The organism is Mucilaginibacter sp. FW306-07-L (genome assembly GCF_058782065.1).
This window is the reverse complement of the sequence record NZ_JBYSXI010000001.1, coordinates 1,242,143-1,268,241: the sequence shown is the minus strand read 5'-3', so window position 1 is coordinate 1,268,241 and position 26,099 is coordinate 1,242,143. Positions and strand designations below refer to the sequence as shown.

General features: G+C 44.6%; 16 protein-coding genes. 6 read left to right on the top strand and 10 right to left on the bottom strand.

All coding sequences use genetic code 11. The features are described 5' to 3' along the window. Positions 1 to 26 precede the first annotated feature (26 nt). A complete protein-coding gene (locus tag AC3WJC_RS05695; protein WP_492398106.1) occupies positions 27 to 2,336 on the bottom strand; it encodes an Rv1355c family protein in 2,310 nt (769 codons plus the stop codon). Positions 2,337 to 2,383: 47 nt separating this feature from the next. Further along, positions 2,384 to 3,193 carry a hypothetical protein gene (locus tag AC3WJC_RS05690; protein ID WP_492398105.1) on the bottom strand — a complete coding sequence of 270 codons (810 nt, stop codon included), beginning with the start codon at positions 3,191 to 3,193 and terminating at the stop codon, positions 2,384 to 2,386. A gap of 301 nt (positions 3,194 to 3,494) precedes the next feature. Between AC3WJC_RS05690 and AC3WJC_RS05685 the strand changes: the two genes are divergently transcribed. The 6 genes from AC3WJC_RS05685 (at position 3,495) to AC3WJC_RS05660 (ending at position 12,770) form a co-directional block, all read left to right on the top strand. Then, positions 3,495 to 4,085, top strand: coding sequence for an RNA polymerase sigma-70 factor (locus tag AC3WJC_RS05685; protein WP_492398104.1), 591 nt, complete (start codon positions 3,495 to 3,497; stop codon positions 4,083 to 4,085). Positions 4,086 to 4,153: 68 nt separating this feature from the next. Next, positions 4,154 to 5,116, top strand: a complete 963-nt coding sequence (locus tag AC3WJC_RS05680; protein ID WP_492398103.1) for a FecR family protein — start codon at positions 4,154 to 4,156, stop codon at positions 5,114 to 5,116. Positions 5,117 to 5,381: 265 nt separating this feature from the next. Then, positions 5,382 to 8,726, top strand: coding sequence for a TonB-dependent receptor (locus tag AC3WJC_RS05675; RefSeq protein ID WP_492398102.1), 3,345 nt, complete (start codon positions 5,382 to 5,384; stop codon positions 8,724 to 8,726). A gap of 10 nt (positions 8,727 to 8,736) precedes the next feature. Next, positions 8,737 to 10,377 (top strand): RagB/SusD family nutrient uptake outer membrane protein, encoded by a 1,641-nt coding sequence (locus AC3WJC_RS05670; protein ID WP_492398101.1) that lies wholly within the window; start codon positions 8,737 to 8,739, stop codon positions 10,375 to 10,377. A 39-nt stretch (positions 10,378 to 10,416) separates the two neighbouring features. Beyond that, on the top strand, positions 10,417 to 11,541 hold the full coding sequence (locus AC3WJC_RS05665; protein ID WP_492398100.1) for a SusE domain-containing protein: 1,125 nt from the start codon (positions 10,417 to 10,419) through the stop codon (positions 11,539 to 11,541). A 68-nt stretch (positions 11,542 to 11,609) separates the two neighbouring features. Next, positions 11,610 to 12,770 (top strand): glycoside hydrolase family 76 protein, encoded by a 1,161-nt coding sequence (locus AC3WJC_RS05660; RefSeq protein WP_492398099.1) that lies wholly within the window; start codon positions 11,610 to 11,612, stop codon positions 12,768 to 12,770. Between the two features lie 109 nt (positions 12,771 to 12,879). Here the strand turns inward: AC3WJC_RS05660 and AC3WJC_RS05655 are convergent, their stop codons facing one another. From AC3WJC_RS05655 to AC3WJC_RS05620, 8 genes are all read right to left on the bottom strand, one after another. Then, entirely contained in the window at positions 12,880 to 17,721 is a 4,842-nt protein-coding gene (locus AC3WJC_RS05655) for a chemotaxis protein CheB (protein ID WP_492398098.1), read from the bottom strand. After that, a complete protein-coding gene (locus AC3WJC_RS05650) occupies positions 17,718 to 19,232 on the bottom strand; it encodes a GAF domain-containing protein (protein ID WP_492398097.1) in 1,515 nt (504 codons plus the stop codon). The genes AC3WJC_RS05655 and AC3WJC_RS05650 overlap by 4 nt, the downstream gene beginning before the upstream one ends. 157 nt (positions 19,233 to 19,389) lie before the next feature. After that, positions 19,390 to 19,800, bottom strand: coding sequence for a response regulator (locus tag AC3WJC_RS05645; protein ID WP_492398096.1), 411 nt, complete (start codon positions 19,798 to 19,800; stop codon positions 19,390 to 19,392). A 233-nt stretch (positions 19,801 to 20,033) separates the two neighbouring features. Further along, positions 20,034 to 20,930 (bottom strand): SDR family oxidoreductase, encoded by an 897-nt coding sequence (locus AC3WJC_RS05640; RefSeq protein ID WP_492398095.1) that lies wholly within the window; start codon positions 20,928 to 20,930, stop codon positions 20,034 to 20,036. A 128-nt stretch (positions 20,931 to 21,058) separates the two neighbouring features. Next, the gene (locus AC3WJC_RS05635; protein WP_492398094.1) at positions 21,059 to 21,640 is read right to left on the bottom strand and encodes a Crp/Fnr family transcriptional regulator; all 582 of its coding nucleotides are present in this window, start codon (positions 21,638 to 21,640) and stop codon (positions 21,059 to 21,061) included. Positions 21,641 to 21,704: 64 nt separating this feature from the next. Further along, the gene (locus AC3WJC_RS05630; protein WP_492398093.1) at positions 21,705 to 22,046 is read right to left on the bottom strand and encodes a HopJ type III effector protein; all 342 of its coding nucleotides are present in this window, start codon (positions 22,044 to 22,046) and stop codon (positions 21,705 to 21,707) included. Between the two features lie 104 nt (positions 22,047 to 22,150). Further along, positions 22,151 to 23,509: a M20/M25/M40 family metallo-hydrolase gene (locus AC3WJC_RS05625; protein WP_492398092.1), complete on the bottom strand. Its 1,359-nt coding sequence runs from the start codon at positions 23,507 to 23,509 to the stop codon at positions 22,151 to 22,153. A gap of 37 nt (positions 23,510 to 23,546) precedes the next feature. Beyond that, positions 23,547 to 26,075 (bottom strand): glycoside hydrolase family 38 C-terminal domain-containing protein, encoded by a 2,529-nt coding sequence (locus tag AC3WJC_RS05620; protein ID WP_492398091.1) that lies wholly within the window; start codon positions 26,073 to 26,075, stop codon positions 23,547 to 23,549. Positions 26,076 to 26,099: the final 24 nt, after the last annotated feature.

Here is a 26,099-nt window from a genome sequence, read left to right as displayed (position 1 = left end):
GTCAGTTACTTATACTTAACCGCGGTTTAAAACTGGTAAAAAAGCTCGTCCTTATTTTTACGTAGAGATTTTGGCCCGTAATCATCAGCAATGGCCAGCTTCATTAAAAAAACTTCAGCTTCAGGAGCATCCTGCTGCACCAGCGGAAAGATCTTTAAAAAACGCTCCCTCAACGCGTACAGGTTCTCCTGTACCTCAGCAGGCAATTGATCGCCACGGCCGTGGATCAACCGGTTAAAGAAAAACGCGGGCGAAAGCATCGGGTGTACCGCTATACCTTCGGCTGAGCTTAACAACCATAGTTTTTCAACGGCTTTACCGGCATCTATCAAACCGGTATGTGTAAATTCCGGTATGGTTACTAAGGCCATGCTCCCGGCTGATTTAACCGCCTTTAGTGATAGCTTTTTAAAGGCGCTACCCTTTTTCCATTTTGAGATCAGCTCTACAGCCTTCCAGTCGCCGGCAACTTTAAAGCCGGCTATGTCGCTTTGGCTAATATCAACGGCCTCAATTTCCACACCATCGCGCTTCAGGTCGGCCTCGGCCCTGTCCCAGCGCAGCTCATGGTAAAACTCTTCGTGCCCTAACTTGTTCAGCAGCCTTACCTTATCACATTCCGCAATAATATCGGCCAGTTCTGTCAAAGCTTCTTCGCTTTGTGTATGATAAAGCCGGATGCCCGGAAACTCTTCCAAAGCAGCGTGAGCCTTATCAAAAAAAATGGCATCAATAGGATTACGTATATCTATCCGGCGGTTAGTACGGCGTGTAAATAGCTGATCGGCCAGTTTTACTTCGTCGCTTTTAGTAGCCTCGTCGGCCTGTTCAAAGCGGATAACCGCCGCAATTTGCGTTGAAGCATCCGCAGGGAATATTTCGGCACGGTCAGTCAATCCAATGGCGGCAGCCTGTATGTGCACATTCTCCAGTGCCGCGCCTAATGACATGTGCGAACCCATCTCATAATAATCTCCCCACGACCATGATTTATACTTATCATGAAACAGAAATAACAGCCCCTCGTGGTACACCCAAACCCATGGCTGGTTGTTACCTGCCGATGGCGCGGCCAATGCAGCATCAACTACCTGGTGTAATTGCTCATCCGTAGGCTTAAATGATGCGGCCGAATGTTCAGCCAGATATTTTTTGATACTTTCGGTTTGATGCTCTTTAGTTAAAGGCTGGTATGGATTGGTGGAAGGCTCCGCTTCGGCTGCAACATGCTCGTCCTTAACCAATTCTTCCAGGTCAATATAATACCGTCCCGATTCGTGGTATTGGTCAAGCAGAATACGGCGGCAAACATCGGTAGTTAGCGCGCCGCCCAACGTAACCGACGATGCAAGTTGCGGCCAGGTATTAATAGATTGCTCCACCTCCAGCATTGATGCTTTTAAGCGGGTTGAAATGGTTTCGGCACCTATCATACGTAAAATATAAGGCACCTTTTGCTCATTGGTCAAGTCCTTAATATTATTGGGGTCAAGGCCGTCGGCCAAACCGTGCAGCACCGGCCTGTTTGGTTCCAGGTCAAAACGTTCCACATCAAGCATGCCACGGTCATTGGTATCCATTACCACCGGTATGTTCAGCTCGCGGGCTTTGTAGCGGCTTTGTATCTTAATGTCTAAGCCATCGCAAACCTCAATAAACAAATCGAGCTTTTGGTTGCCGATAAAAAAAGCATCCATATTACCCGCGTGCAGGCCATCGTTAAATATTTCTACCTTTAAAAACGGGTCGATCTCGGCAATCTCACGCGCGGCTATTACCGTTTTGTTGATGCCGAGGTTAAATAACGGCGTGCGTAGCCGGTTAAGGTTACTCAGTTCAGCCGTATCAAAATCAGCCAAACGTAACTCACCGCAAATGCGCTCCATGGCAATAGTAAGGGCTATGGAATGCCCTACCGATAAGCCCACAATACCAATTACTTTCTGTTGTAAGCTATGCTGCTCATCTAATGTAATTTTATAACGGTTACGGTTGGTACGTACTTCTATAAATTCTTCCTCATCCAACAGGTGGATCAGTTTTTTATTCCACGGAAAATACACCCATACCCCTTCCTCGTCCGGGTTTTTACCGGCATGGCGCTCGGCTATCAGGCGCTGGTAATCAGCCGGCATCAGCTTAATTGTTGGGTGCTGCATTTTAAGCAACTCCTTTAGCTGTTCCTCATAATTATCATGAACGTTGCTTACACTACCGCTTGCTACCAGTTCCGCAAGTTGTTGCTGATCCTGCGTGTTTTTTAAGCGGTAAAAAATCGGTTTACAGATCAACCGGAGTTCGGTAGTGGCTTGTAATAGTGGCAATAAATGGTTCATATAGATATGGGTAGCTGTTTTACGAATAAATGGTATTTAATGTTGGTTTAAAGGAAACTTATATCCTTTTCATCAACCTTTCCCTGTAAAAAATTCTTGCTGGTATGGGCTATGGCCTGCTCAAGGCTCCAGTTGCCCAGTGTTGGTATCTGTGTTTCATAATGTATGATGATCCTTTTACCACGAAGCTCTTCCTCGCGCACGGCATCAAAGCTGCCGCGAATTTGAAAAACGGCTTTTTTATCTTCTTCATAAGCCAAACTCATTTCGGGTACATCCTTTAACAGCATGGTAGTAGCTACCAGGTCAAGCTTGGGGTAATAAAATGTGCCGTTATTGCCAATGGTTGGCACCAGTTCCATGCCGATCCCCTTAACCGGTTTTACGGTATACGGGGCACATAAAGCGAATAACGATTGCAACCCTAACTGGTACGCTATAGCAGCCGATACACGTATCAAAAAAATGCTACCTACGCCATAGCCCGCTATCTCCCGCGAGTTCCAGAGGCCGCAAAGTTCGCCGGTGCCTTGTTGCGCGTAATGATAGACGGTTTCAAATATTTTGGCATCCATACCACCTGTGGCCTGCTCAATGGGTAGCGGCTGATGGCCGCCTGCAACGTGCACACGGGCCCCGCCATAAACACGCGAACCATCAAGCGATTCTACAACCATCACAAACGCGTCGGGGTTTTGGGTCCACTCATGTCTTGATGAAGTTACTTTGGTGACACCAATAGATGTTAACACATGGGTATGCCCCTCAATAAATGCCTCACAGGTTTTGAGGTCGTCAACCGCTCTGAAAGCCCTGAGCCTCACTTCGGGCCGCTCTTTGTTAATTGTAGATTCCATTACGTATGCAGATGGCAATAAAGAAATGCCCTTACCTATTATCTACTATCCTAACCCGCCGCGCTTTTATTGCTCAACAAATGTAGCAAAAGCAAGTTTAATGCTGCCCATGGCCAGTAATTGGCTTAAATATTACAACCAGATTATTGAGGTGGTATGAAACTGAGCTTATACGTTTTACAGTTAATCATCAGGCTTAAAGTTTTAATTGATTCACTTGTTATTAAACTTAAAATTTATTTAGCTTTATACCCTCGAATTTATAGCGCCAATTAGCAAACCGGTTTTGCATTTATTTACAATGTTTCAAGCAACGCAGCATCAATTGTGGCCTGACGGCAAGTTATTAGAGTTGATAAAACTTGATGACAAGGGCGCGTTTGAGATGTTGTACAACCGCTATTCGGCTAAGGTTTTCCATGTGGCCTATAACCTGTTTAGGGATAAGTATGTGTGCGAAGATTTAGTGCAGGAATTATTTACCGACCTGTGGTTTAAGCGGCATAACCTGCATATCAGCAGCTTGCCCGGCTATTTAAAAGTAGCCATTAAAAACAGGGTACTGATTTATATACGTACCCAAAAGGCAACCATTGATGTTGATACTATTGACACCATAATGGAGCAATACAGCACAGACAGCAAACTGGTGCAGAATGATATTGCCCGCCTGCTTGATGAGGGCATTGCCGGATTGCCCGAAAAATGCCGACAGGTATTTTTGCTCAGCCGTAAGGAATACCTTTCTAACAAAGAAATTGCTGAGCGGCTCAACATTTCAGTTAAAACGGTTGAAAACCAAATGACCATTGCCCTGCGCTACCTGCGTACCGGCTTAACCGATTACCTGCCGATAGCTGTATTGGTAGTACTATTGCAGGATAAGTTATAATCAAATAATTTTTTTTAATTCTCTTAGGGGGTAGATGCTTTTTATGCATCCTACTATATGTAAACCCAATGAGAAGATTTAATAAACCTAATGAACCCGGAAGGGTAAATGACGGCCGTTTGCAGGAAAAACTGGTGGAGAAGTACTTTCAAAACCTTGACCTTGATGATATGCAAACTGGCGCGCACGATGCTGAATTTGACAGCACAGGGGTTTACAATAATATTCTTAACGCTATTGATGCCGTACCCGAAGCGCCTAAACGCCGCTCATATACCGGCTGGATGGTAGCCGCGTCAATAATAGCTGGATTCATTTCTCTCTCCTACTTTTTCCGTTACGATATATTGAATTACGTATCACCTATTCATACCATGCAGGTGGCGGCTACCCGTGGCAGTGTTACCAGTATTGTTTTGGGCGATGGCACCAAGGTTTGGCTCAATGGCGGCAGCAAGATCAGCTACCCGGAAACATTCAGGGGTGAAAAGCGTGAGGTAACCATTACCGGCGAAGCCTTTTTTGATGTGGCGCATAAGGCCGGCCAACCTTTTATTGTACATACCGGCAACATTGCCATCCATGTATTGGGCACCAGCTTTAACATTAAAGCTTATGATGACGACCAGTTATTGCACGTTGATGTGGTAAGCGGCAAGGTTGGCGTTGTGCCGACCGAAGGAAGTGCCCTGTCATTCAGCACCATATACCTTACACCGGCACAGGGCATTACTTATAACAAAAAGGATAATTCCATATCAAAAACCGCCGAGGTTGATGTTGCTGCCCTGGCTAACTGGAAGGTAGGAAAACTCATATTTAAAAATACCGCCCTGCCCGAAGTTATAAAAACCCTTAACCGGGAGTTTGAAGTAAGCATTCGTGCGGATGCGAACCTGACGGCCTGCAATATATCGGCTGATTTTACCAACGTGCCTATTAAAGATATTATGGCTGTTATTGCCCGCCTGGTTAAAGGCAAGGCCACATTAAGCGGCACCGTGTACCACCTGAAGGGCAAAGGCTGTTAGTACTAACCAATAAATTATACTGTATATAAACCAGTTGTAAACTTAAAACTAAATTATGAATCAAGGATCTACTTAATTAAAACAAAAAACCCTGTACAAAAGGATTTGAACAGGGCAAAATTCAAAATGCAGGTTAATAAAAAGTGTGTTTGCGTCTGAGCTGCAATTCGTAGCAAATCACTTTAGTTTCTAACACTTTAATTTTCTCAAAATTATGAATAAATCTCTGTTTTATAATGGAGTGATTCGTCATGTGCTAATTCTAATGAAAATTACCTCGCTTGTTTGTTTTGTTGTTTGCCTGATGTGCTTTACAGCCATTGCAGGCAATACTTATGGGCAGCAGTTTTTAGAATCGCCGGTAACGCTCAAACTAAACAATATTAAGCTTACCAACGCGCTCGAAAAAATCGCCGCCGATAATAAGGTCCGTTTCGCGTATACCGATAATGTGCTTAAACAAAGCTACCGGGTAACGTTTAACGTACAGGGCAAAACCGTGCGTGAGGTATTAGATCAGCTATTGACGCCGTTTAACTTAACCTATAAAGTTATAGGCGATGTTATTGTGATCAGTGAACCATCGGCACAAACCATTACCTTCAGCGCGCAGGAAGCATCCGCGAAACAGGCTAAAGTAACCGGTAAAGTAACTGATGATACCAACTTTCCGCTGCCTGGTGTAACCGTAAAGGTAAAAGGCACTACCATAGCCGCCGTTACCGATGCCAACGGTGTGTTTACCATTGATGCACCTGCTGATGCCATCCTGGTGTTCTCGTATATCGGTTATACCCAGCAGGAAATAGCCGTAAGCGGGCAAACATCTATCAACGTAAAGTTAGTGCCGGCTCAAACCGCCCTTAATGAGGTAGTTGTTGTGGGTTATGGTACGCAAAAACGCTCGAGCGTGGTTGGCGCTATCGACCAGGTAACCTCTGAAGCCATAGAGGGTAAACCCGCAGTAAGCGCCATTCAGGCTTTACAGGGTACCTTACCAAACTTAACCATCCAGCAAAAAAACCTGGAGCCTGGGCAAACGCCTAACATCAACATCCGTGGTTTGGGTACGCTTAACAACAACTCGCCGCTGCTGGTTATTGACGGTATCATCAGTGAGGATGTTGGCGCTATCAACAACCTGAACCCGTCTGACATTGAAACGGCTACCGTGCTGAAAGACGCGGGCAGCGCGGCCATTTATGGTTCACGCTCGGCCAATGGTGTTATATTGATCACTACCAAAAAAGGCAAAAAGGACAGTAAAGCAACCGTTGCTTACAACGGCCTTGTTGGTACACAAGTGCCGCGCATAACGTACAGGCCGGTACACTCGTACGAAAATGCCATATTACGTAACGAGGCCGCCATGAATGCTAATCTGCCTGCGGTATACTCGCCTGCGCAGGTACGCCAGTTTCAGCAAGAGGGTGACCACGAGTGGTTTCTGGATGCTATCCTGAAAAACGCTTTACAGCAAAACCATAACGTAAGCATTACCGGTGGCAACGCTACCACAAGCTACCTGGTATCTGCCGGATTGTTAGATCAGCGGAGCAACCTGGTTGGGCCTGATTATGGTGCAAGACGTTATAATTACCGTATAAATTTAACTAACGAGATAGGCAAATTAAAGCTGACCAGCATATTGACGTACGCCCGAACCGAGCGTAAAGAACACTCGTACAGTACAGGTACCTTAATTGTGGATGCCGGCCGTACGCCTACTTATTATGACATAAAAGACGCTCAGGGTAATTACCTGACCAACGATGTACTATCAGAATTTAACCCGCTGGGTATTTTAGAAAAAGGCGGCTACCGTAAGTTTGATGATGATGTGATCACAGCTAACCTTAGCGCGGAATTCGCCGTTACCAAGGAGTTAAAATTACGCGGTGTTTTTGGTGCTAACCTGGGCAGCTATCACACGCTTGAACGTGTACAGCGTGTTAACTATCTGCCTAAAGGTATTTACGGTGCCGATGCCAATACAAATGACATCAGCTCAAAAAACCTGTTTCTGAACACCCAGTTGATAGCCGAATACAACAAGGTATTGGCCAAAAAACACTCAATCGGTATTCTTGCAGGTGTTGCCAACGAATCTGTTACCAACCGTGGTACCGCTTTGCGTTACAAATTGACCGATCCCGACTTAGGTACGCCTATGGATGGTACCATCATAGATGAAGCCAACACCAACGGTACATTAGGCAATACTAACGAAAGCAGCCTGAACTCTGTATTCGGCCGTGTATCGTATGATTACGATAACAAATATTATGGCGAGTTCAATTTTAGGATTGATGCTTCGTCAAAATTCGCCAAACAAAACCGTAACGCGTTTTTTCCTTCCATTTCAGCAGGTTATCGCATTAGTCAGGAAGACTTTATGGAAGACTACCGCGAACGTTTCGGTGATTTGAAGATCCGTGGTTCGTACGGTGTATTGGGTAACCAGAGTGTTGGCAATTACCAGTACTTAACTACTTACTTTAATATCCCGAACAATTACGTATTCAACAACCAGGCAACTTCGGGCACAGGCTTTAATATTGCCAATCCTGATATCCGTTGGGAAAGAGCGGCATCATTCAACATAGGCTTTGAGGCAACCTTGTTTAAAAATGCCCTTAGTTTAACGGCAGATTACTTTAACAAAACCACACGCGATATACTGGTACCACCGGCGGTGCCCGGCGCATTTGGTTCAGGCCTACCATCATTTAATGCCGGCGAGGTAAACAATAAGGGCTGGGAGTTTACAGCAACCTACCGTAAAAGCACCAAAAACTTTAAACATGTATTGAGCTTTAACATTGCCGACTCTAAAAACAAGGTTTTACAATTTGAAGGTAACCAGCAAATATCAAGCTATGATGAAATGCAGGTGTTGCTGAAAGTTGGCTTACCAATTAACTCCTACGTAGGCTACAAACGCGATGGTTATTTCCAAAATCTCCACGAAGTAAATAATGGCCCTAAGCCTACAGGCCTTAGCGTATTACCCGGTGATATACGTTATGTTGACGTAAATAAAGACGGTATAATTGATGAAAACGACAAGTTTGTTTTAGGCAACCCGTTGCCTCGTTATACCTTCGGTTTAACTTACGATATAACTTACAAGCAATTTGATGTTAATATCTTTTTGCAAGGTGTAGGTAAGCGCAGCATGTTTTTACGTGGTGAGCTGATCGAGCCTTTCCACTTTAACTACTCGCAGGTAATGTACCAGCACCAGTTAGATTACTGGACACCTCAAAACCCTAATGCCGAATTTCCGCGCCTTGCGGCAAACGGAAGCCAGTCAAACACCAACAACTTCCGTCGCGGATCCGACCTTTATTTGTACAATGCCGCTTATGTGCGCCTAAAAAATGTGCAGTTTGGTTATACCCTGCCAGTTAACATAGCTAAAAAGATAGGCATGAAAAAAGCACGTGCCTACTTCTCAGGCCAAAACCTGCTTACGCTGTCAGGTATCAGCTTTGTTGATCCGGAATCAACTGAGTTTGATAACGGACGCGGTGTTGGCGGTGCTAATAGCGGCCGCAGCTATCCGCTGCCGGTTTATTATGGTTTAGGTATTGATTTAACTCTTTAATAGTACCAATATGAAAAGATCGCAATTAACAAAAACCGCATTTTTGATCATACTGGTAAGTGTATTATCAGCATGTAAAAAGCTCGACCTGGTGCCTACCAATAATTTTACCGATACAAATTACTGGACCAGTGCATCTAAAGCAAACAGCGTATTAAATACGGCTTACTCGCAATTGTTTAACAGCAGCGTGTTCTTTTACAACGAGGGCTTGTCTGACAATGCTTACAATGGCCGCGGGGATAATGAAGGCGCGGCATCTTTAGCTGCCGGCACCTATGATTCATCACTGCCCCGACTTAAAAGCGAATGGGGAATGCACTATTCGGGCATAAAAACCAGCAATATTTTGTTAGAAAATATTGACCGTGTTGCCGGTATGGATGAAAATCTGAAAAATCGCATGAAGGCTGAGGCCCGCGTATTACGTGCATGGCATTACTTTTACCTTACCACTTGGTTTGGTGATGTGCCGTTTTTCACTAAAGACCCAAGCGTTGAGGAAACCAAAACCATTAGCCGTACACCAAAGGATCAGATAATTGATTTTATCCTGAAAGAGCTTGATGAATGTGCGGCTATTTTACCGGTAAACACCGCTTACCCGGCAGCAGATAAGGGCCGCCTGACCAAAGGTGCCGCTATCGCTTTAAAAGCCCGTGTGTTGCTTTACCAAAACCGCTGGGCCGATGTGGTTACCGAATGCGAAAAGCTGATGAACAGCAACGCTAACGGCACTTACAGTTTATTCCCTTCGTATGAGGGATTGTTCCTGCCCGACAATGAATACAATAGCGAAGTTATATATGATATTGGCTATGTTACCGGCGATAGAGAATATCAAACTTTTTATGACTTGGCACCACTATCAGTTGGTGGCCGCTTGAACGCCCTTGCGCCTACTCAGGAGTTGGTTGACAGCTACCTGATGCTAAACGGCCGTAAAATAGGCGATGCTGGTTCAGGGTATGATGAGAACAACCCTTACAACAACCGTGATCCGCGCCTTACTAATACGGTGGTTTACCATGAGTATAACTGGAAACTACCAAACGGAAGCACCAAGGTGATCTATACTAAACCAGGTACTGATCCGGTTCAGTTTCAAAATCCGCCGCTTGATCCGGTTGATGAATACAAATCAGGCAGTATTGCGTCGCCAACCGGTTACTATACGCGCAAGTATTATGACCCTAAATCACGCGAGAACTTCCAGGCAGCGCTTAACCTGATCATGATACGTTATGCCGATGTATTGCTGATGTATGCCGAAGCTAAAACCGAGCTGAACCAGATGGACGCTTCTGTTTGGGACAAAACCATCAAGCTTTTACGCCAGCGCGCGGGCTTTACAGCCCCTGAAGCTATCAACTTTAACGCCTCGGCCAATCAGCGCGAGGTGGTGCGTAACGAGCGCCGTACTGAACTGGCTATGGAAGGCCTGCGCATATTCGATATCCGCCGCTGGCGTATTGCCGAAGATGTGCTTAACGGTTGGGCACATGGTGCCAAATTCGGTCCGGCCAATGTGGACAATGGCTACATCCGTGCTAACGAACGCCGCTTTGACGCGGGCCGTAATTACCTGTGGCCTGTACCGCTTGATGAAAGGCTGCTTAACCCTAACCTTGGTCAAAACCCGGGCTGGTAATCTAATTTAGTTTGAAAATCAATTAAAGGATCAATCAACATGAAAAAAAATATATTCTGCATACTACTTGCAGGCATCGTAGCAATTATTTTTTCCGGCTGCAAAAAAGATAAGGAGCTTAGCCATACCAATGTAACACCGGTACAAGCACTGTACTTTCCGGAGAATGACAAATTTATTAAGCTTGACGGAAGCGGCACCGTAACCTTTGAATGGCAACAGGCAAAGGCCGCGGACAACGGTTATGTAAGTTATGAGGTAGCTTTCGCTAAGCCCGACGGAGATTTCAAAAACCCCATTTACACTGTAGCATCAGGCCGTAACGGTTTTGACAATACTATTGTAATGACCTACTCTGACCTTAACCGTGTAGCCACACTGGCCGGTATTAAACCTGCCGAAACCGGCAAACTTAAATGGACGGTAATATCCTCAAAAGGTATCAACCCCAATATCCCAACTGTATCAAACGTTATCGAGGTTGAAAGGCCCGACTCGTTTGTTACCCCTAATGACCTGTACATTACCGGTGCGGCTACCGAAGGTGGTACAGATTTAGCCGGCGGCAGGCATTTTAAAAACCTTGGGAATGGTAAGTTTGAAATTTATACCAAACTGAAAGACGGTGATTATCAATTCGCATCAGACAATAAAGGCACACCTTCTTTATTCTCGATCAACGCGGCAGGTAAACTGGCCGAAAATGGCACAACCGCATTTGCCGGTGAAAAAGTGGTGCGCATTGTGCTTGACTTTACTACCCGCGAATCGCAAATGACAGAGATCTCTTCGGTAGGTTTATGGTTCTCGCCGGAGGGTAAGGTATTGTTTGATTTGCCTTATACCGGTAATGGCACCTGGTTGGCTGCTGATAAACCAATCGTTTTCAGGCAGGAAAGCTGGGGCCGTGATGAGCGTTACAAGTTCCGTTTTACGGTTAAGAACGCTGAAGGAACCTCGGGTATTGAATACTTCGGCAGCAAGAACCGTGATAACAACAGGGCCGACGCGTCAAGCCCGGCATCTTACTTTGATGTGATACCGGTTGATAATTCGCAGTTTGATTATGCCTTTAAATTCAGCACCGGTGCTGATAACCATAATGTAGATATCAAGCTTGATTTTGGCGCTGCTACCTACACCCATTCAGTAACTGTAAAATAACACACCGATCTATCAACTATGGATGCCGCCATTAACCCGGCGGCATCCATAAATAAGATATAATATTTATGAAACTGAATAAACTAACCCTGATAAAGCTTGCCGCGGCAGCGGTGGTAGCGGTATCATTACCCGCCTGTAAGGATAAAGCCTTTCCGCTTTATGGTGCTGATAACCAGCGCCCGGTAGTTACCTACAATTGGGCTTTAACCGCCGATACTCTGCAGGAGAAATTATATAACACTTTCCTCTCTGCAAACGGGCGTTACTTTGTGCAAAATGATGCCGGCAATGCTACCTTTCATTACTGGCCCAATGCCCATGCACTTGATGTATTGGTTGACGGCTACCTGCGTACCGAAGATGATAAGTATGTGCAGCGCATGAAATCGCAACTGAACGGCATTATACAAACCAATGGTAACAGCCTGCTTAATGATTATTATGATGATATGGAATGGCTGGCACTATCAAGCCTGCGTGCTTACGAGGCGACCGACGACGTTGCTTACCTGAATGCGGCCAACACCTTGTGGGCTGATATTAAAACAGGCCTCAACAATAACCAGGGCGGCGGTATAGCATGGCGTAAAAACCAGCTCGACTATAAGAACACGCCGGCTAATGCTCCTGCCATCATTTTTGCGGTAAGGCTGTTTCGTGTAAACAATAACCCGGCAGATCTTGACGTGGCTAAATCCTTGTACACCTGGCTAAAAGGCAAACTGGTTGACCCTGCTACCGGGTTGGTATGGGACGGCATTAACGGCAACGGCGACGGGCAGATCAGCAAAAACCTGTTTACTTATAATCAGGGCGTATTTGTTGGCGCGGCGCTTGAATTGTACCACGCTACCAATGATGTAGCTTATTTAAATGATGCGGTACGCACTGCCAAAGCATCCCTTGCCAGCGGCGATATCACCCCGGGCGGCATACTTAAAGGCGAAGGCCAGGGTGATGGCGGCTTGTTCAAAGGCATCCTGATAAGATACTTTACCCTACTTGCACAAGAGGAAGCAGTGCCTGCTATTGACAGGAATACTCTGGTAAAATTCCTGAAATTTAATGCTGAAACGTTGTATACCAACGGTATTGCGAGGCCTGCACATACGGTTAGTCCGGATTGGAACAAGAAACCATCAGGCAGTACCGACCTTACTACCCAGTTGAGCGGCATGATGCTTATTGAAGCTGCGGCCACGCTGAATGAGGCAAAACTGTTTTAACTAAACCTAAACTTTATCAATATCATCCAAAGCACCGCATCAATTACTGATGAAGTGCTTTGGATTTTTTATTTCTGAGAGTTTATAGGGGTTACGAAATCAGGCTAAATTATTTACCTGATCTTTTGGATACGGGGATGGTAAACCAAAATGTACTCCCCTCGCCTAAAGTACTATCTATACCTACTTTACCATAGTGCCGCCTTACAATCTCGGCAGATATGTACAGGCCTAAGCCCAGGCCCGAAAATTGCTGCGATGATTCCTGCACGCGGTAAAAACGGTCGAATAAATAAGGCTGCTTTTCGGGCGGTATGCCAATGCCAAAATCCTTAACCTCTACCTTAAACATTCCGTTATCCATAGTACAGTTAATTACCACGGTATCGGCTAACGGCGAGTATTTGATGGCGTTAGTTAAAAAGTTATGCACTACCTGCTCTATTCGTGCGGGGTCGGCATTAATAATAATATCTTCTTTAGCGTTTAAAATGAGCTTATGCTTTACACCAGGCGCTTTAACATCATCTATACACTCCTTTACCATGTTCACGGCGTTAAACTCCTGGTAATTCAATATCATTTTGCCTTCCTGAATTTTGGTAACGTCCAGCAGGTCGTCAACAAGGGTGGTAAGCTTTTTGGTTTGATGGCTTGCCTTATCAATAAAACGCACCAGGGTTTCATTTCCGTCCAGTTTCTCCGTCATGCGCTGCACAATCTGCAAGGAACCTTTAATACTGGTTATAGGCGTTTTTAATTCGTGGCTGGCAATGCTCATAAACTCATCCTTACGGCGCATCAGCTCTTCAGTAGCAATGCGGCCAAGCACTATATCAGTTACCTCGAACCCAAAGAACGCGATGCCATCTATTCGGCTGCCATCGTAATTATATACCGGTGTTAAGGTAATATCCATCCAGCATTCGCTATTGCCTTTGTGGGTATCGTTATCCGTGTTTATTTTGATCTGTTTGCCTTCAAAAGTTTTGCCGGTATCAAATACTTCTTTTTCAATGTTTTCAAAATTCAGTTCGCTGTTACTAAATTTTAGTTTTGATGCTTTACCCGCCTGATGCCCGTCACCAAAAAAGGCAACGTAAGCTTCGTTCACAAAATCGTAAATTAATTTTTCACCCCGTTTAATAGCGATCAACGCCGGGGCATGGCTAAATATGTTTGAAAATTCCTGCTGTTGCTGGTTAAGCCTGGTTTGTAGTTCAAGCCGTTTTTGCTCGGCTTCCTTTTGCCTGGTGGTATCAATTATATAGCTAACCGCAGTATTACTTTCGTCCTGCTCCAGCAAAGCCGAACCCATTAAAACAGATACCAGGCTACCGTCACGCTTAATATATTGTTTCTCAAAAGGAGGACAAACGTTATCGTCTTTTAATTTTTGTACTGCCTGGTAACTAACGGGCATATACTCTTCCGGGGTGATCTTTTTCCAGTTAAGTTCTCCGGCCTGCAACTCATCTCGGCTGTAGCCTAACATATTCAAAAAAGCATCGTTAGCTTCCAGTATCGCGCCATCAAGGTCCGAGAAAATCATCCCGATCATGTTTGATTCAAATACCTTCCTGAACCTGGTTTCACTGCTGCTTAATTGCTTCTCGGTTTCAACAAGCTTACTGATGTCAATTATAGAACCTACCAGGCGGTAAGGCGTTTTCAGTTCATCCTCTAATATGCTGCCACGGTCTAAAATCGTAGCGTATTGCCCATCCGCCTTTTTAAAACGGTACTCTGCCGACCAGTTTCCCTGGTGGTTGTTAATAGCCTCGTATACACTTGATTCTACACGCTCCCTATCATCAGGGTGGATGTTATCAAACCAAAAATCAATGGTTTCCGTACCGGCAGACAGCTCATAACCAAACATGCCGGTAAAGTTTTCACTACGCCACATTTTGTTGGTCACCAGGTTCCAGTCCCATATCGTATCGTTGGTGGCCTTTGAAACAAACTTAAACCGCTCCTCGCTTTCGCTCAGTTCCTTGGTACGTTCGGCTACCTTTTCTTCAAGGCTTACGTTTAACTGCTTAAGGCTTTCGCGCACTTTAACCAGTTCGGTATAGTTGTTTTTAAGCTTCTGTTCGGCAAGTTTACGCTTGGTAATGTCGGTAAAGCTCATCACAAAGCCATCCTCCATATTAGCGATCACTAACTGATGCCAAAAGCCTTCGGCTATCTGCAATTCAGTTTGATAGGGCTCCTTATTAGCCCGTATTTTTTCGATGCTGCCTTCCTGGAACAACCTGTTCAATTGCGGGAAGTTCGCCAAACCGGGATGGCCCTGTAGCTCCTCATCCGTTTTATTAAACAGATCTTTAGCCGCGTTATTGTGCGATATACAATGATACCCGGTAACCGTACCTGCCTTGTCTTTCTCCACCCCGAATGCCAGTATAGCGGCTGAACTGGCATTGTATACACCGGATATGATATTGTTTAACCGGGTGATGGCCGTAATATCAATAAAGGTAATAACCACCCCATCAACCTTGCCACCCTTTTTAAGGTATGGCATAATACGCATCAGGTTGTTTGTACCGTTGTGTAAGGCAACTTCCTTTTCAATAACCGTATTGTTGGCTAATACGCTATGGATATCACTATTCAGGTTATCGTACTTAATGTTGTTGGATAAGTGATTGATAGGCCTGCCAATATCCGACTCGATAACGTTGAACATATTAACCGCGGCCGGATTAAACTTACGGATGTTCAGGTTGGCATCAATAAATATCTGCCCAATGGTGGTGCTCCTGAAATAGTTATCCAGATCCTCATTCAACTCCAGCAGTTCACGTATTTTTTGCTGATGCTCAGTATTAAGAGTATGGAGTTCCTCGTTTAAGGATTGTAATTCTTCATTACCGGATTGCAGTTCCTCATTGGCCGACATTAATTCCTCGTTAGAGGATTGCAGCTCTTCATTGGTCGTTTCCATCTCCTCCATGGCCAGTTGCAGGTTTGAGCGGGTTTCCGTCAAAGCTGTTTCCATTTCCATCAGGTATTCTTCCTGCGAGGATAAATGATCTATATCTGCCGATTGTACATTTTTAATTGGCGCATCTAACTGCAATTCGTTAAGCAGTACCAGCGTATAGCCATTAGGCGATTGCTCATCGGGCGGGTTGATGGTCATTTGCAGCACCTTGCCCTCATCCATTTGGCCGGTAATTACTTTTAACTCATTTTCTTTCCAGGCCTTGCGTATGCTGGTGCTCAGCATAATGGAGATCTCCCGGTTAACCATGTTAAGCAGGTTAAGTTCCAGTTTCTTTTTAGGCAGGGTTAAAAAGCGGCTAAAATCACCAATTGTTTCCCTGATGGTAAAGCCTTTATCAATAAACACACCCACATAACCCATTTGCGTGGTTATCAGGTTTTGAAACTCCTCCGCTGTCGACCGGTTGGCATCAGCCTGCTTAATTAAGGTTTTTTTTGTTGATGCCTGTACCGGTAATGGCGCTGCTGAATAACTGTGGTGTAAATTGTATTTAATATTGCCTGAGCGTTTATAGATCTTCAGCTTGCTGCTCACCTCGGTCAGCCCATCCATAATACTATTCGCGTTTTCGCTCGACCCTAAAAACAGGTAGCCGTCAGGCCGCAAAGAATAGTGAAAAGTGGTCAGGATCTTTTGCTGCAATACCGTGTTCATGTAAATGAGCATGTTGCGGCAGGAGATCAGGTCATTTTTTATAAATGGCGGAGATTTAATAACATTATGCACGGCAAACACTACCTTTTTCCTGATCTCAGGAATTACCGAATAGGTATTGTCTGTATTTTTAGTGAAGTATCGTTTCAGTATATCGCTGTCGATCTCCTTTACGCTTGCCGGCGGATAACAGTTTTTTGAAGCAATGCGGATGCTTTCCTCATCAAGGTCGGTAGCGAATATCTTGAGATCGATATCAAACCCGATACCCGCCAGTTTTTGATGGAACGCGATGGCTAATGAATAAGCTTCTTCCCCGGTACTACAGGCACAAACCCAAACCTTAATAGCCTCGCCCTCTTCCTTTGAGGCGATAATTTCGGGGATAGCCGTTTGCTGCACTTTTTCAAACGCGGGTTTATCCCTAAAAAATTTGGTTACCCCTATCAAAAAATCCTTGGCTAAAATTTTTGCCTCACCCGGATTTTTATTGATGTAATCAATATAGGCTTCAAGATTTGTAAGCTCAGTTGCTACCAACCGGCGGGCTATGCGCCTTAAAATAGTAGGGGTTTTATACAGGTTAAAATCCTGGCCGGTTTGTTTGGATACGATCTCGAAGATCTCCGTCAGGTGTTCATCTTCATATAACTCCTTTTCAAGCTCCGGAACATAGCCATGGTTAACATAGTTATAGATCTCCGTATGCATATTTTCAGGAGCCAGCACAAAATCGGTATTGCCGGATGCGATGGCGCTGTTAGGCATGCCATCAAACTTGGCGGTAGATGGATCCTGCGCTATAACCATGCCGCCGCATTCCTTTATCGCTTCAATACCCTTGCTGCCATCGCTGCCTGTGCCCGATAGGATAATGGCGATAGCCTTCTCCTTAACATCATTGGCAAGCGTAAGCAAAAAGGTATCAATTGCCGTATTGGGTGCTTTATCCTTAACCTTATCCGCAAGGCGCAGCTTGCGGTGCTTTATGGTCATTATTTTTTTGCTCGGGATAATGTATACACAGTTTTTTTCCAGCAGCATATCATTTCCGGCTTCCATCACCTTCATGTGGGTATGCTTGGCAACCAGCTCAACTAAAAGGCTTTTATAATCGGGCGATAAATGCTGAATAACAACAAAGGTAAAGCCCGAATTTGGCGGCATGTGATCAAAGAACTCATGGATGGCTTCTAAACCACCGGCGGATGCCCCTATGGTAATGATATAACGATCATTTACCATATTGCTCCGGATATCCTTAACTGCCTTAGTACTCAAAACTTACTTTTTTTTGTATTAAATTCGTAAATAAAACTTCTCAGCGTTTCGGCCGTGGCCAACTCCTGCTCAGTCCATGCGGCCGAAGTTTGATGCACCGTTTGCTGCCAAAGCTTAAATGAATTACGCGGATGGTAATTTTTTCCGTCAAGCTCAAAATTTATAGCCTGATCGGGATTACCGCCCCATTTGATCTCGCGCTTCAATTCACTCCTGAAACAAACGATATAATCACCCTGTTCCGTATCAACAGGCAGCACTAAAATACCACTTGCAATTTCGGCTACCGGTAGGGCATCCTCATACATTTCAGGCAGGCAATCCGTAGCGAAAACACGCTCTATTTGCCTGGTTTGCAGCCACAAAATCAGGTTCTCAACAAAATCCTCGTCCGGAATGTTTTTGATACCAGTAATATTGCCGTTAATAACGGCCACAGCACCGCTCGCGTTAAACAGATCGGCAATGTTAGGCTGTTCAGTGTTAAGTAAACCTTTTATCAGGTCATCTTCGGCATAAACCTGTGCCATAAGCAATGTTTGCCCGGTTTGAAGCTCCGTTTGCACATCAGCCTCTGATTTGTGCAGCAGCGATTCTATCCTTGCCGAAATGATGGACGACAGCAGCTCGCATATTGAGCAAATCTCGAGGCTAAGGTATTTGGATGTAATATTGTGGCAGGCGATCAATCCCCATAGTTCACCGTGATAAATTACCCGGATAGACATGGAAGCGGTTACCTGCATATTTTTTAAATACTCAAGGTGAACGGCGGCTACGCCACGCAAATTACAGTCAGACAGATCGGTAAAAGTACGGGTAACCGGGTTAACTATGGGGTACAGGCTAATGGGCTGATAAGTGCGGTTGGGTATTAAACGGTAAGGGTTTTTAAAGTATAACTGCCTGGCCTGGCGCGGAATGTCTGACGCGGGGAAGGTATGGCTCAGGTAATGTTCCAGTTCCTCTACTTTTTCTTCGGCTATTACCGTACCGTTCCAGTCCTCATCAAACCGGTACATCATCACGCCATCAAAACCCGTGATATTTTTTATTTCGGCTACCCCAACCTCGCTGATCTCCTGCACGGTAGTGGCGGCCTCTAAACGGGCTATGGCTAATTTTACTTCCTCAAAAGCCTGGGTAAATATGCGGTCGGTACCCACCTTTTTTTCCATTTCAAGGATCGCATAATCTTCCTTAACATGAACCAGCATTTCCATTTGATGCACTTGCAGGTCAAAGGTCATGGGTGATTTTGCCTGCACCTGGTCGTTCAAGCGTTGTTTAAGCTTCTCCAACTGGTCGGCAGCGGCAAGTTCAGCCAGGTTTTTACTAACCAGATCCTTAGGCTGTACGGCTAACAGTTCGGCCAGGTTTTCACTGCATTGTATTATCTGTAATGTTTCGGCATTCAGTACCAGCAAAAAGCCGTAATCCTGAATAACATTTATATGATTTAAGGGTAAACTACCGCAAAAATCTGAGTCATAGTTCTTCTTTTGAGCCATAAAAGCTTTAGCGTGTTTAACATAACTGATGATCAGGTGAAAGAAGCAGCGTACTTATCGGCTAAAACAGATCAGGCAGTAGATGCAACTGCTAAAATAGAATAAATACTTTACTATAAGCAATGCTGTTTACGAGGCACAACCTAAAGCTATATTATCAGTTTGAGAGGTAGTGATTTGAGAGGTATTGGCCGGCAATCTGCTCCAGCATTTGTTTTTGCATGGGCTTGCTGATAAACCCTTTAACTGATGCGAACGCTGTGGCGCGTTCTTTATCCTGATGATCAATTGACGAGCTTACGATAAAAATATCAGGCTGTTTGTGCAGGGCGGGCAACAGGCTTTCCAGATCGGCTAAAAACTGCCAGCCACTGTAAGGCATGTTCAGATCAAGAAATATCAGGTCGGGCAACACAGATAAATCATGATGGTTCTCTTCCAAAAAGCTGATGATAAGCGCCCCGTCCTGCGTGTGTATGGTATCCTGAAAAACGTCATAGCTATCGAACATTTTTTGCATAATTAAATGTTCTATGGGGTTATCATCAATCATCAGGGTTTTACACATGGCAGTAAGTTTTGTTTTACTTATGAGCAATAGGCATGCCAAAACACATTTACTGTATTTTAGACATTTATAAGCACTTTCTATTGCGTATCAAATACACTAACTGTCCATTATCGGGGAATTATGAGCAACACCCTACCCCACCTAAAAAGCGAATTACACTAAGTTTTTCAAATCACAAACAAGAGCTGTCTATAAGCAGCTCTTGTTTGGGGTCAGGTAATTACATCATGTTATTGATTAAAATAAGCATCGGAATCCATGTCTGCAAGCAGGCCACGGTGCGTAGGCTCCCAGTTTAGTGCTTCGCGGGTTTGTTGGCTCGCGGCGGGGCAATTTAATGAGGTGAAGTATGCAAACCAGCCGAAGTAGGCGGCAGCTTCTTCCGGAGTTTTACTTACTAACGAGATATTAAGATTTTTACTTATGATACCGGCAATATCAGCAAACGGAATACCCTCCTCACCTACCGCATGATATATAGCCCAGGATGAATTTTTTTCTAACGCCTGTTTGTACAGCAGAGCGGCATCAAGGCGGTGTACAGCCGGCCAACGGTTTTGGCCGTCGCCGTTGTAGGCAGCCTCTCCTTTATCTCGCGCGATATTGATAAGTATAGGCACAAAACCATGATCGCCGGCATCATGTACCGATGGCGGAAGCCGTACGATTGATACGTTCACCCCTTGTTGGGCTAAAGCTTCGGCGGCTTCTTCTGATACCCTTCGGGGATGGGGTGAAGTTTCGGCTGTAGCCCTGTCATCCTCTGTTATCAGGCGGCCGGGGCTTAACAACCCGATACCTGATGTTATGATGAATGGCTTGTTGGTACCCATAAGCACCTCACCTATCGCCTCAATAACCCGACGGTCAGTTTCGCAACTTTTCTCAAAATTACTGAAATCATGAATAAAGCCGGTGTGTATCACCCCATCAGCCTGCAAGGCACCGCTTTTCAGGCTCTCTAAGTTGTCCAGATCGCCCATAAGCACTTCGGCACCGGCGGCGATAATCTTTTCGGCCGATGAACTGGAACGCGCGAGACCAAGTACCTGGTGGCCTGCATTAATTAACTCGTTAACTACGGCCGAGCCGACGAAGCCCGAGGCTCCGGTTACAAATACACGCATGTTTTTCAATTTTGGTGTTTACTTTTTTCACTTCATCATCACATAGATCTGACGATGAAGTGTATTATTTAACTACACAAAATTGATGATCTATCGTGCGGATAAAGAGGACATTTGACGTTGTTTTGTTAGCGCTGAAGCTGCGCCTGCCTTATGCGGCTAAGGGTTTTTAATGATACGCCAAGATACGAGGCCACCATGCGTAATGGCACACGCAATAATATACCCGGATAGGTTTTGATAAAATCCTCATATTTTTCCTCAGTCGTGGCACTAATGGCTTTATACAGGCGGTTACGGCTGGCGTGGAGGTACTGGTTGATCAGGTTATCAGAGAACTTTTTAAGGGATGGAATTTTACTCACCAAAACGGCAAAGCTATCCTTGGTCCACATCATCAGGCGACTATCTTCTAAAGCCTCTATGTTGTAGTTTGATGGTGTACCGTTGCTGTAACTTTCGCCATCGGTGGTCCAGTTGGCAGCGGGCGAAAACTGCATTACATGCTCCTCGCCATCAGCGCCAATACCATAAGTGCGTAGAAACCCGTCCAGAATAAAAATTTTATAGCGACAAACATCGCCTGCCTGCAACAGCAGTTGCTTTTTACGAACATCAGTTACAATAGCCGCCTTAGCTATCATGTCTATTTCATCGTTAGTAAATTCAGCACCCTGCGCTTTTAAATATTCCTGGAAGTTGGTCGTCATCTGCAATACAAAAATAACTATAAACAGGGCAATAGGTACAAGTATTTTGTTCCCCGCAATAATATTATTTAGCGGTTAGCGCCTGGCCCTCAAAGGCTATACCCGCCCAGCCGTTAGCCATAAACTGCCTGATGTTTTGGTGCCCTTCGCCCTGCGGGTCATTCAATACCGATTGATAATGCTCGGCAAACAAATATAAGGTATTCTCCGCGCTTAACTCATTCAATTGAGCAAAGGCAAATACCTTGGCACTGCCCTGATTTTGTGTCGCCTCGTTATATACATCGCCATTTTTAAAAGCGGTTGGCTGATGCTGATAGTAGGTCTCAATAAATTCAATTACTTCTGCAAATGATGAGGTGTTATCCTTTAGTTTTTGCAGCAGTGTAGTCAGTTGATCTTTCATGATTATATACGTTTACCGGAGCCGCAAAACTACTATGGCATACATTATATTTAAAATTAAATAATGATCGTTACACCATGCTTTTTGTTTCTTACTATGTTCTATCATTTACGATTTACCGATGGTACAACCGGCAAGCCCTCATTACCATCAGCACTTACTGATTGTACCGCGAAAAAATAATTGTCTTTAGAGTATGGTAGTTTGATGCTGGTATGAACTGTAAAAATCTTTTTTTGCCAAACGGGACTTGTTGTTTCGCGTACCAGTACATAATAACCTGCTGCTTTACCTTCGGATGCCTGCCAGCTTAATTGCGTTGAATTGCTTAAAGCCACCACACTAATACCAACCTGCCGCGGCACCTGAGGCGATTTTGCAAGGTTTGCCAGGTTACTCAAGTTCATAGCGGTGTTTTTACGGAGGTATACAAAATCCATAAACTCAGGCAAGTCGCCATACTGAATGCCCTTTTCTATACGTACATCCTGGTGCTGGTGGTTAAAGTTCTCATTCATTTCTGTAATGCGTACGGCCGCATAACCCTGCTGCTGATAGGGTAAATGATCGCCCCCGCGCAAAAAGCGGTCAGGCCGGTAAACCATCACTACCTCTAAATTATCTACATAACGTTCGCCCACTTCCTTTACATAGCGGGCCAATTGTCGTGATGCTCCATCATTCTCTAAACCCATAGCGCGTATGGCCATGGCCTTTTGTTCTGTTAGTTCAAAGGCTGATAAACCTTCGCTAAACACCCGTACCCGGGTGTTGTCGGTGATATTGGTTTCGTTACTGTTGTTGCTGCCCATAATATCGTTATTCAGCACAGCTTCAATCTGCCATTTATTCCGTTTGGCATTGGCTGCCATAAAGCCCGCGCCTAACAGCCCTTGCTCCTCGCCGCAAACCGCCACAAACACAATGGTTGCCGAAAACTGATGTTTACTCATAATACGGGCACATTCTATAACCGCTGCAGTGCCGCTGCCATCATCATTAGCGCCGGGGGCAATGCCATTACGGTCCATTACACTGCTGCGCATGTTATCCATGTGCCCGCTGATAATGAATATGCGGTGATCATCCGGATCAGTACCTTTGAGGGTTGCCACAACATTGGTTAATATCACGGTGCTATCAATGCGTTTACCATCAGGCCTGTAAGTGCTTGTATCTAACTTGGCGGCAAGCCTGCCGCCTGATGTACGGGCAAAGCTTTTAAAGCGGCTCAATATCCAGTTGCGGGCAGCGCCTATCCCTTTTTGCGGGTTGGTAGCACTGCTTAATGTATTGCGGGTGCCAAAGCTAACCAGCTTATTAATATAGGTTTTTAACGAATCGGCCGAAACTTCCGTCACCATACCCGCTATCTCGGCATCTTTATGTATGATAATCGGCGATTGTGCCCAAGAAGCTCCGTAGGTAAAAAAAGCAAGTAGCAGGAATAAGATTTTTTTCATAGCATAATGAGTATCCGCTAAAATAAGCACGATAACCTTAGCGAACAATGTGTATGGTACGAAACCCTAATTTTGGCACTGAAAACTGTACCTGCGACCCACCATCAGCCAGTTTTTTTACTATTGCCATGCCTGCATTTCTGCCGTCAAGCTCAACCGATTGTGCTCTTTTAATGGCGAAGTTTAATTTTATAGTTTTTTTGCCGGATGTGCCTTCGGCATTGAAAAAGCGCAGGCGCAATCCTGCATCGTTAGCAATGGCGGAAGTTATGACCAACCCTGTTTGGTTAACATCAATTAAAGATTTACTTGCAGGATGCTTTTCAATACCTGAAACTGATGTAAAAAGCGGTTCGTTCCAACCTGCTGATGCCGACCAAACGCCCGCCTGATGCCATACTCCTTTATGCGGTAACAAGGCATAATGGATTGATGTTGGCCCTTCGGTATAGTAATCCCGTCCCCACAAGCCCATTCCCGAATATTGGGTAACCAAGCCAAGCGGGAAACCACCGCCATGTGTATAACTGGTGGTATGGTCGGTAAATAAGGCCACACCATAACTATTATCGCCCGCCATTACATCAACCCAGTTAAGGACGATGTTATTTTTGATGCTATCCCAACTGTTAAAAAAAGTATTTTTAAGTTTACTAACCGTTACTTCAAAGGGTGCGTTTTTGTAGATCTTTTGGTTTTTTAAGGCTAACGGAAATACGGTTAGTAACTTATTACTATCGTTATAAAACGGCTTTTTATAATCAGTCCATTTGTAATTATTTTTGTCGACAAACTCGCCTACCCTAACATTGCGCTTCCAGTCTATAGCTACCTGCATATCAATTACCGGATCACCGGCCGTAAGGCTTATATGCTGATTTACCTGCGTACCGGCAATATGGGTTACTATTAATAAAGTAGCCCTAACCGGCCCCTGTTCAACAACTGTTATTTCGGCAACACTATTTTTAGTGGTTTTAAAGCCCCCATCTTCATAAAAATTACCCCGTAAGGTATTAAAGCCGTTTGGGTTTTTGTTATCAACCAGTTCTGTTTTGTAGCGCTTATCATATAAACTGATAATGCTGCCGCCTTTGTTAGCGTCAACAACAAGTTTATATAGATCCGATTCGAGTGTGGTTTTATGGTTTAGCTGACTAACAACTTTTACAACTGCCGATGCCTTTGGCGTACCCTTTTCAAAATGATAAGTAGCGTAACCGAACGCCGGTACATTGGCTATAAACAAAGTTTTATCACTGTTTATTTGCGAAGGTATAACCCTACCCTTAGCATCCTTTATCACTATACCCGCAGGTATGGCCACGCTTACAGCTTGTTTACGTGCATACCCCTGCGTATTATAAACTGTAATGATATTATCGGCTTTTCCATTTTTTTTATAAACAGCGGCATTAATAATACTATCACTTTGTTTGATGGTGAAGGCTGTCCACCTTTTTACTTTGTCCGCCCAGGTATCGCCTTTTTCGCCGTTGTAAGGTACAATCCAGCTATCATGGTGTTGTGCAAGCATAAGATTACGCCAGGCTTCATCAAAATTTGCGGCTATCTTGTCGTTACCGGTAAGTGTAGCTATGGCAGTTAATTTTTCGGCCTGTAATACTTTGTTTTCAGCTCTACGTACATGCTGTGCTATTTGCTGCGTTACCTGCGAACCCCAAACCAGGCTTACTAAAATATCTTCCTGGCTAACTTGCCAGTCGATTGCTTTTTCGCCTTTGGCTATGCGCTCAAAATAGTTACACCAGGTAGTGTATTGCCTTTCGTTAGCCGGATTGTTCTTATCTAAAAATGGCCCGCCTTTCCAGCCTGCATCCTGTAAAGTCATTCCAACCGGATGCTTAATACCATGTTTTAAGGCTGCTTTAATATAGTCCGGATTATTGTTCCAGCCGATGGTTTGCCAGGTTGAACCAGGCTCAAGCGCTTCAATTGCATAACGGGGAACGGTTAATATGCTGCTGCCATCCGGGCCTATCCAGTTCGCCAACTCGCCGCCGAAAGCTTTTGTATACCCTCCAAAACAAGTATTTGGATTTTTAAGCGAGGCATACTTAAAACCAAAAGATTTTAATATACCGGGCAGCGCGTTAGTAAAGCAAGGTTCTTCGGACGAGTAAGTACTAAACTGAATGCCCGGAAAGGTTGCCCTCAGTTTTTCAATACCATAACCTAATTGCCTGATAATACTTTCGCCATCAATATTATACATATAGCTTTGGGCATAAGCAGGGTTAACATATTCTATACGCCCGTTAATAGATTGATCAGCCATTAGCGCCTTAAACTCGCTAAATGCCTGCGAATCAACCTTGGCCGCCCGGTCCCAGGTTTCGGGTTCAATCTCCAGGTTTATTTTCCAGTACGGATGCTGTTTAAGCATATCAACCATAAAGCGTGTGTTCCAATCGGGATAATGCCCCCAAACACCGCCATGGTATCCATCAATAAAGTAAGCTGTCTGAGCATGGCATGGCTTTACCTTACCTGACAGGATAATCAAAATGAGTATCACTTTGATAAAAACGCTTTTAAAACGCATTTATAATTTAATTATATTGGTTGG

Bases quoted from the DNA above. Each gene is read 5' to 3' on its own strand.
- AC3WJC_RS05695 (WP_492398106.1), bottom strand. From the start codon at position 2,336: ATGAACCATTTATTGCCACTATTACAAGCCACTACCGAACTCCGGTTG.
- AC3WJC_RS05690 (WP_492398105.1), bottom strand. From the start codon at position 3,193: ATGGAATCTACAATTAACAAAGAGCGGCCCGAAGTGAGGCTCAGGGCT.
- AC3WJC_RS05685 (WP_492398104.1), top strand. From the start codon at position 3,495: ATGTTTCAAGCAACGCAGCATCAATTGTGGCCTGACGGCAAGTTATTA.
- AC3WJC_RS05680 (WP_492398103.1), top strand. From the start codon at position 4,154: ATGAGAAGATTTAATAAACCTAATGAACCCGGAAGGGTAAATGACGGC.
- AC3WJC_RS05675 (WP_492398102.1), top strand. From the start codon at position 5,382: ATGAAAATTACCTCGCTTGTTTGTTTTGTTGTTTGCCTGATGTGCTTT.
- AC3WJC_RS05670 (WP_492398101.1), top strand. From the start codon at position 8,737: ATGAAAAGATCGCAATTAACAAAAACCGCATTTTTGATCATACTGGTA.
- AC3WJC_RS05665 (WP_492398100.1), top strand. From the start codon at position 10,417: ATGAAAAAAAATATATTCTGCATACTACTTGCAGGCATCGTAGCAATT.
- AC3WJC_RS05660 (WP_492398099.1), top strand. From the start codon at position 11,610: ATGAAACTGAATAAACTAACCCTGATAAAGCTTGCCGCGGCAGCGGTG.
- AC3WJC_RS05650 (WP_492398097.1), bottom strand. From the start codon at position 19,232: ATGGCTCAAAAGAAGAACTATGACTCAGATTTTTGCGGTAGTTTACCC.
- AC3WJC_RS05645 (WP_492398096.1), bottom strand. From the start codon at position 19,800: ATGTGTAAAACCCTGATGATTGATGATAACCCCATAGAACATTTAATT.
- AC3WJC_RS05640 (WP_492398095.1), bottom strand. From the start codon at position 20,930: ATGCGTGTATTTGTAACCGGAGCCTCGGGCTTCGTCGGCTCGGCCGTA.
- AC3WJC_RS05635 (WP_492398094.1), bottom strand. From the start codon at position 21,640: ATGACGACCAACTTCCAGGAATATTTAAAAGCGCAGGGTGCTGAATTT.
- AC3WJC_RS05630 (WP_492398093.1), bottom strand. From the start codon at position 22,046: ATGAAAGATCAACTGACTACACTGCTGCAAAAACTAAAGGATAACACC.
- AC3WJC_RS05625 (WP_492398092.1), bottom strand. From the start codon at position 23,509: ATGAAAAAAATCTTATTCCTGCTACTTGCTTTTTTTACCTACGGAGCT.
- AC3WJC_RS05620 (WP_492398091.1), bottom strand. From the start codon at position 26,075: ATGCGTTTTAAAAGCGTTTTTATCAAAGTGATACTCATTTTGATTATC.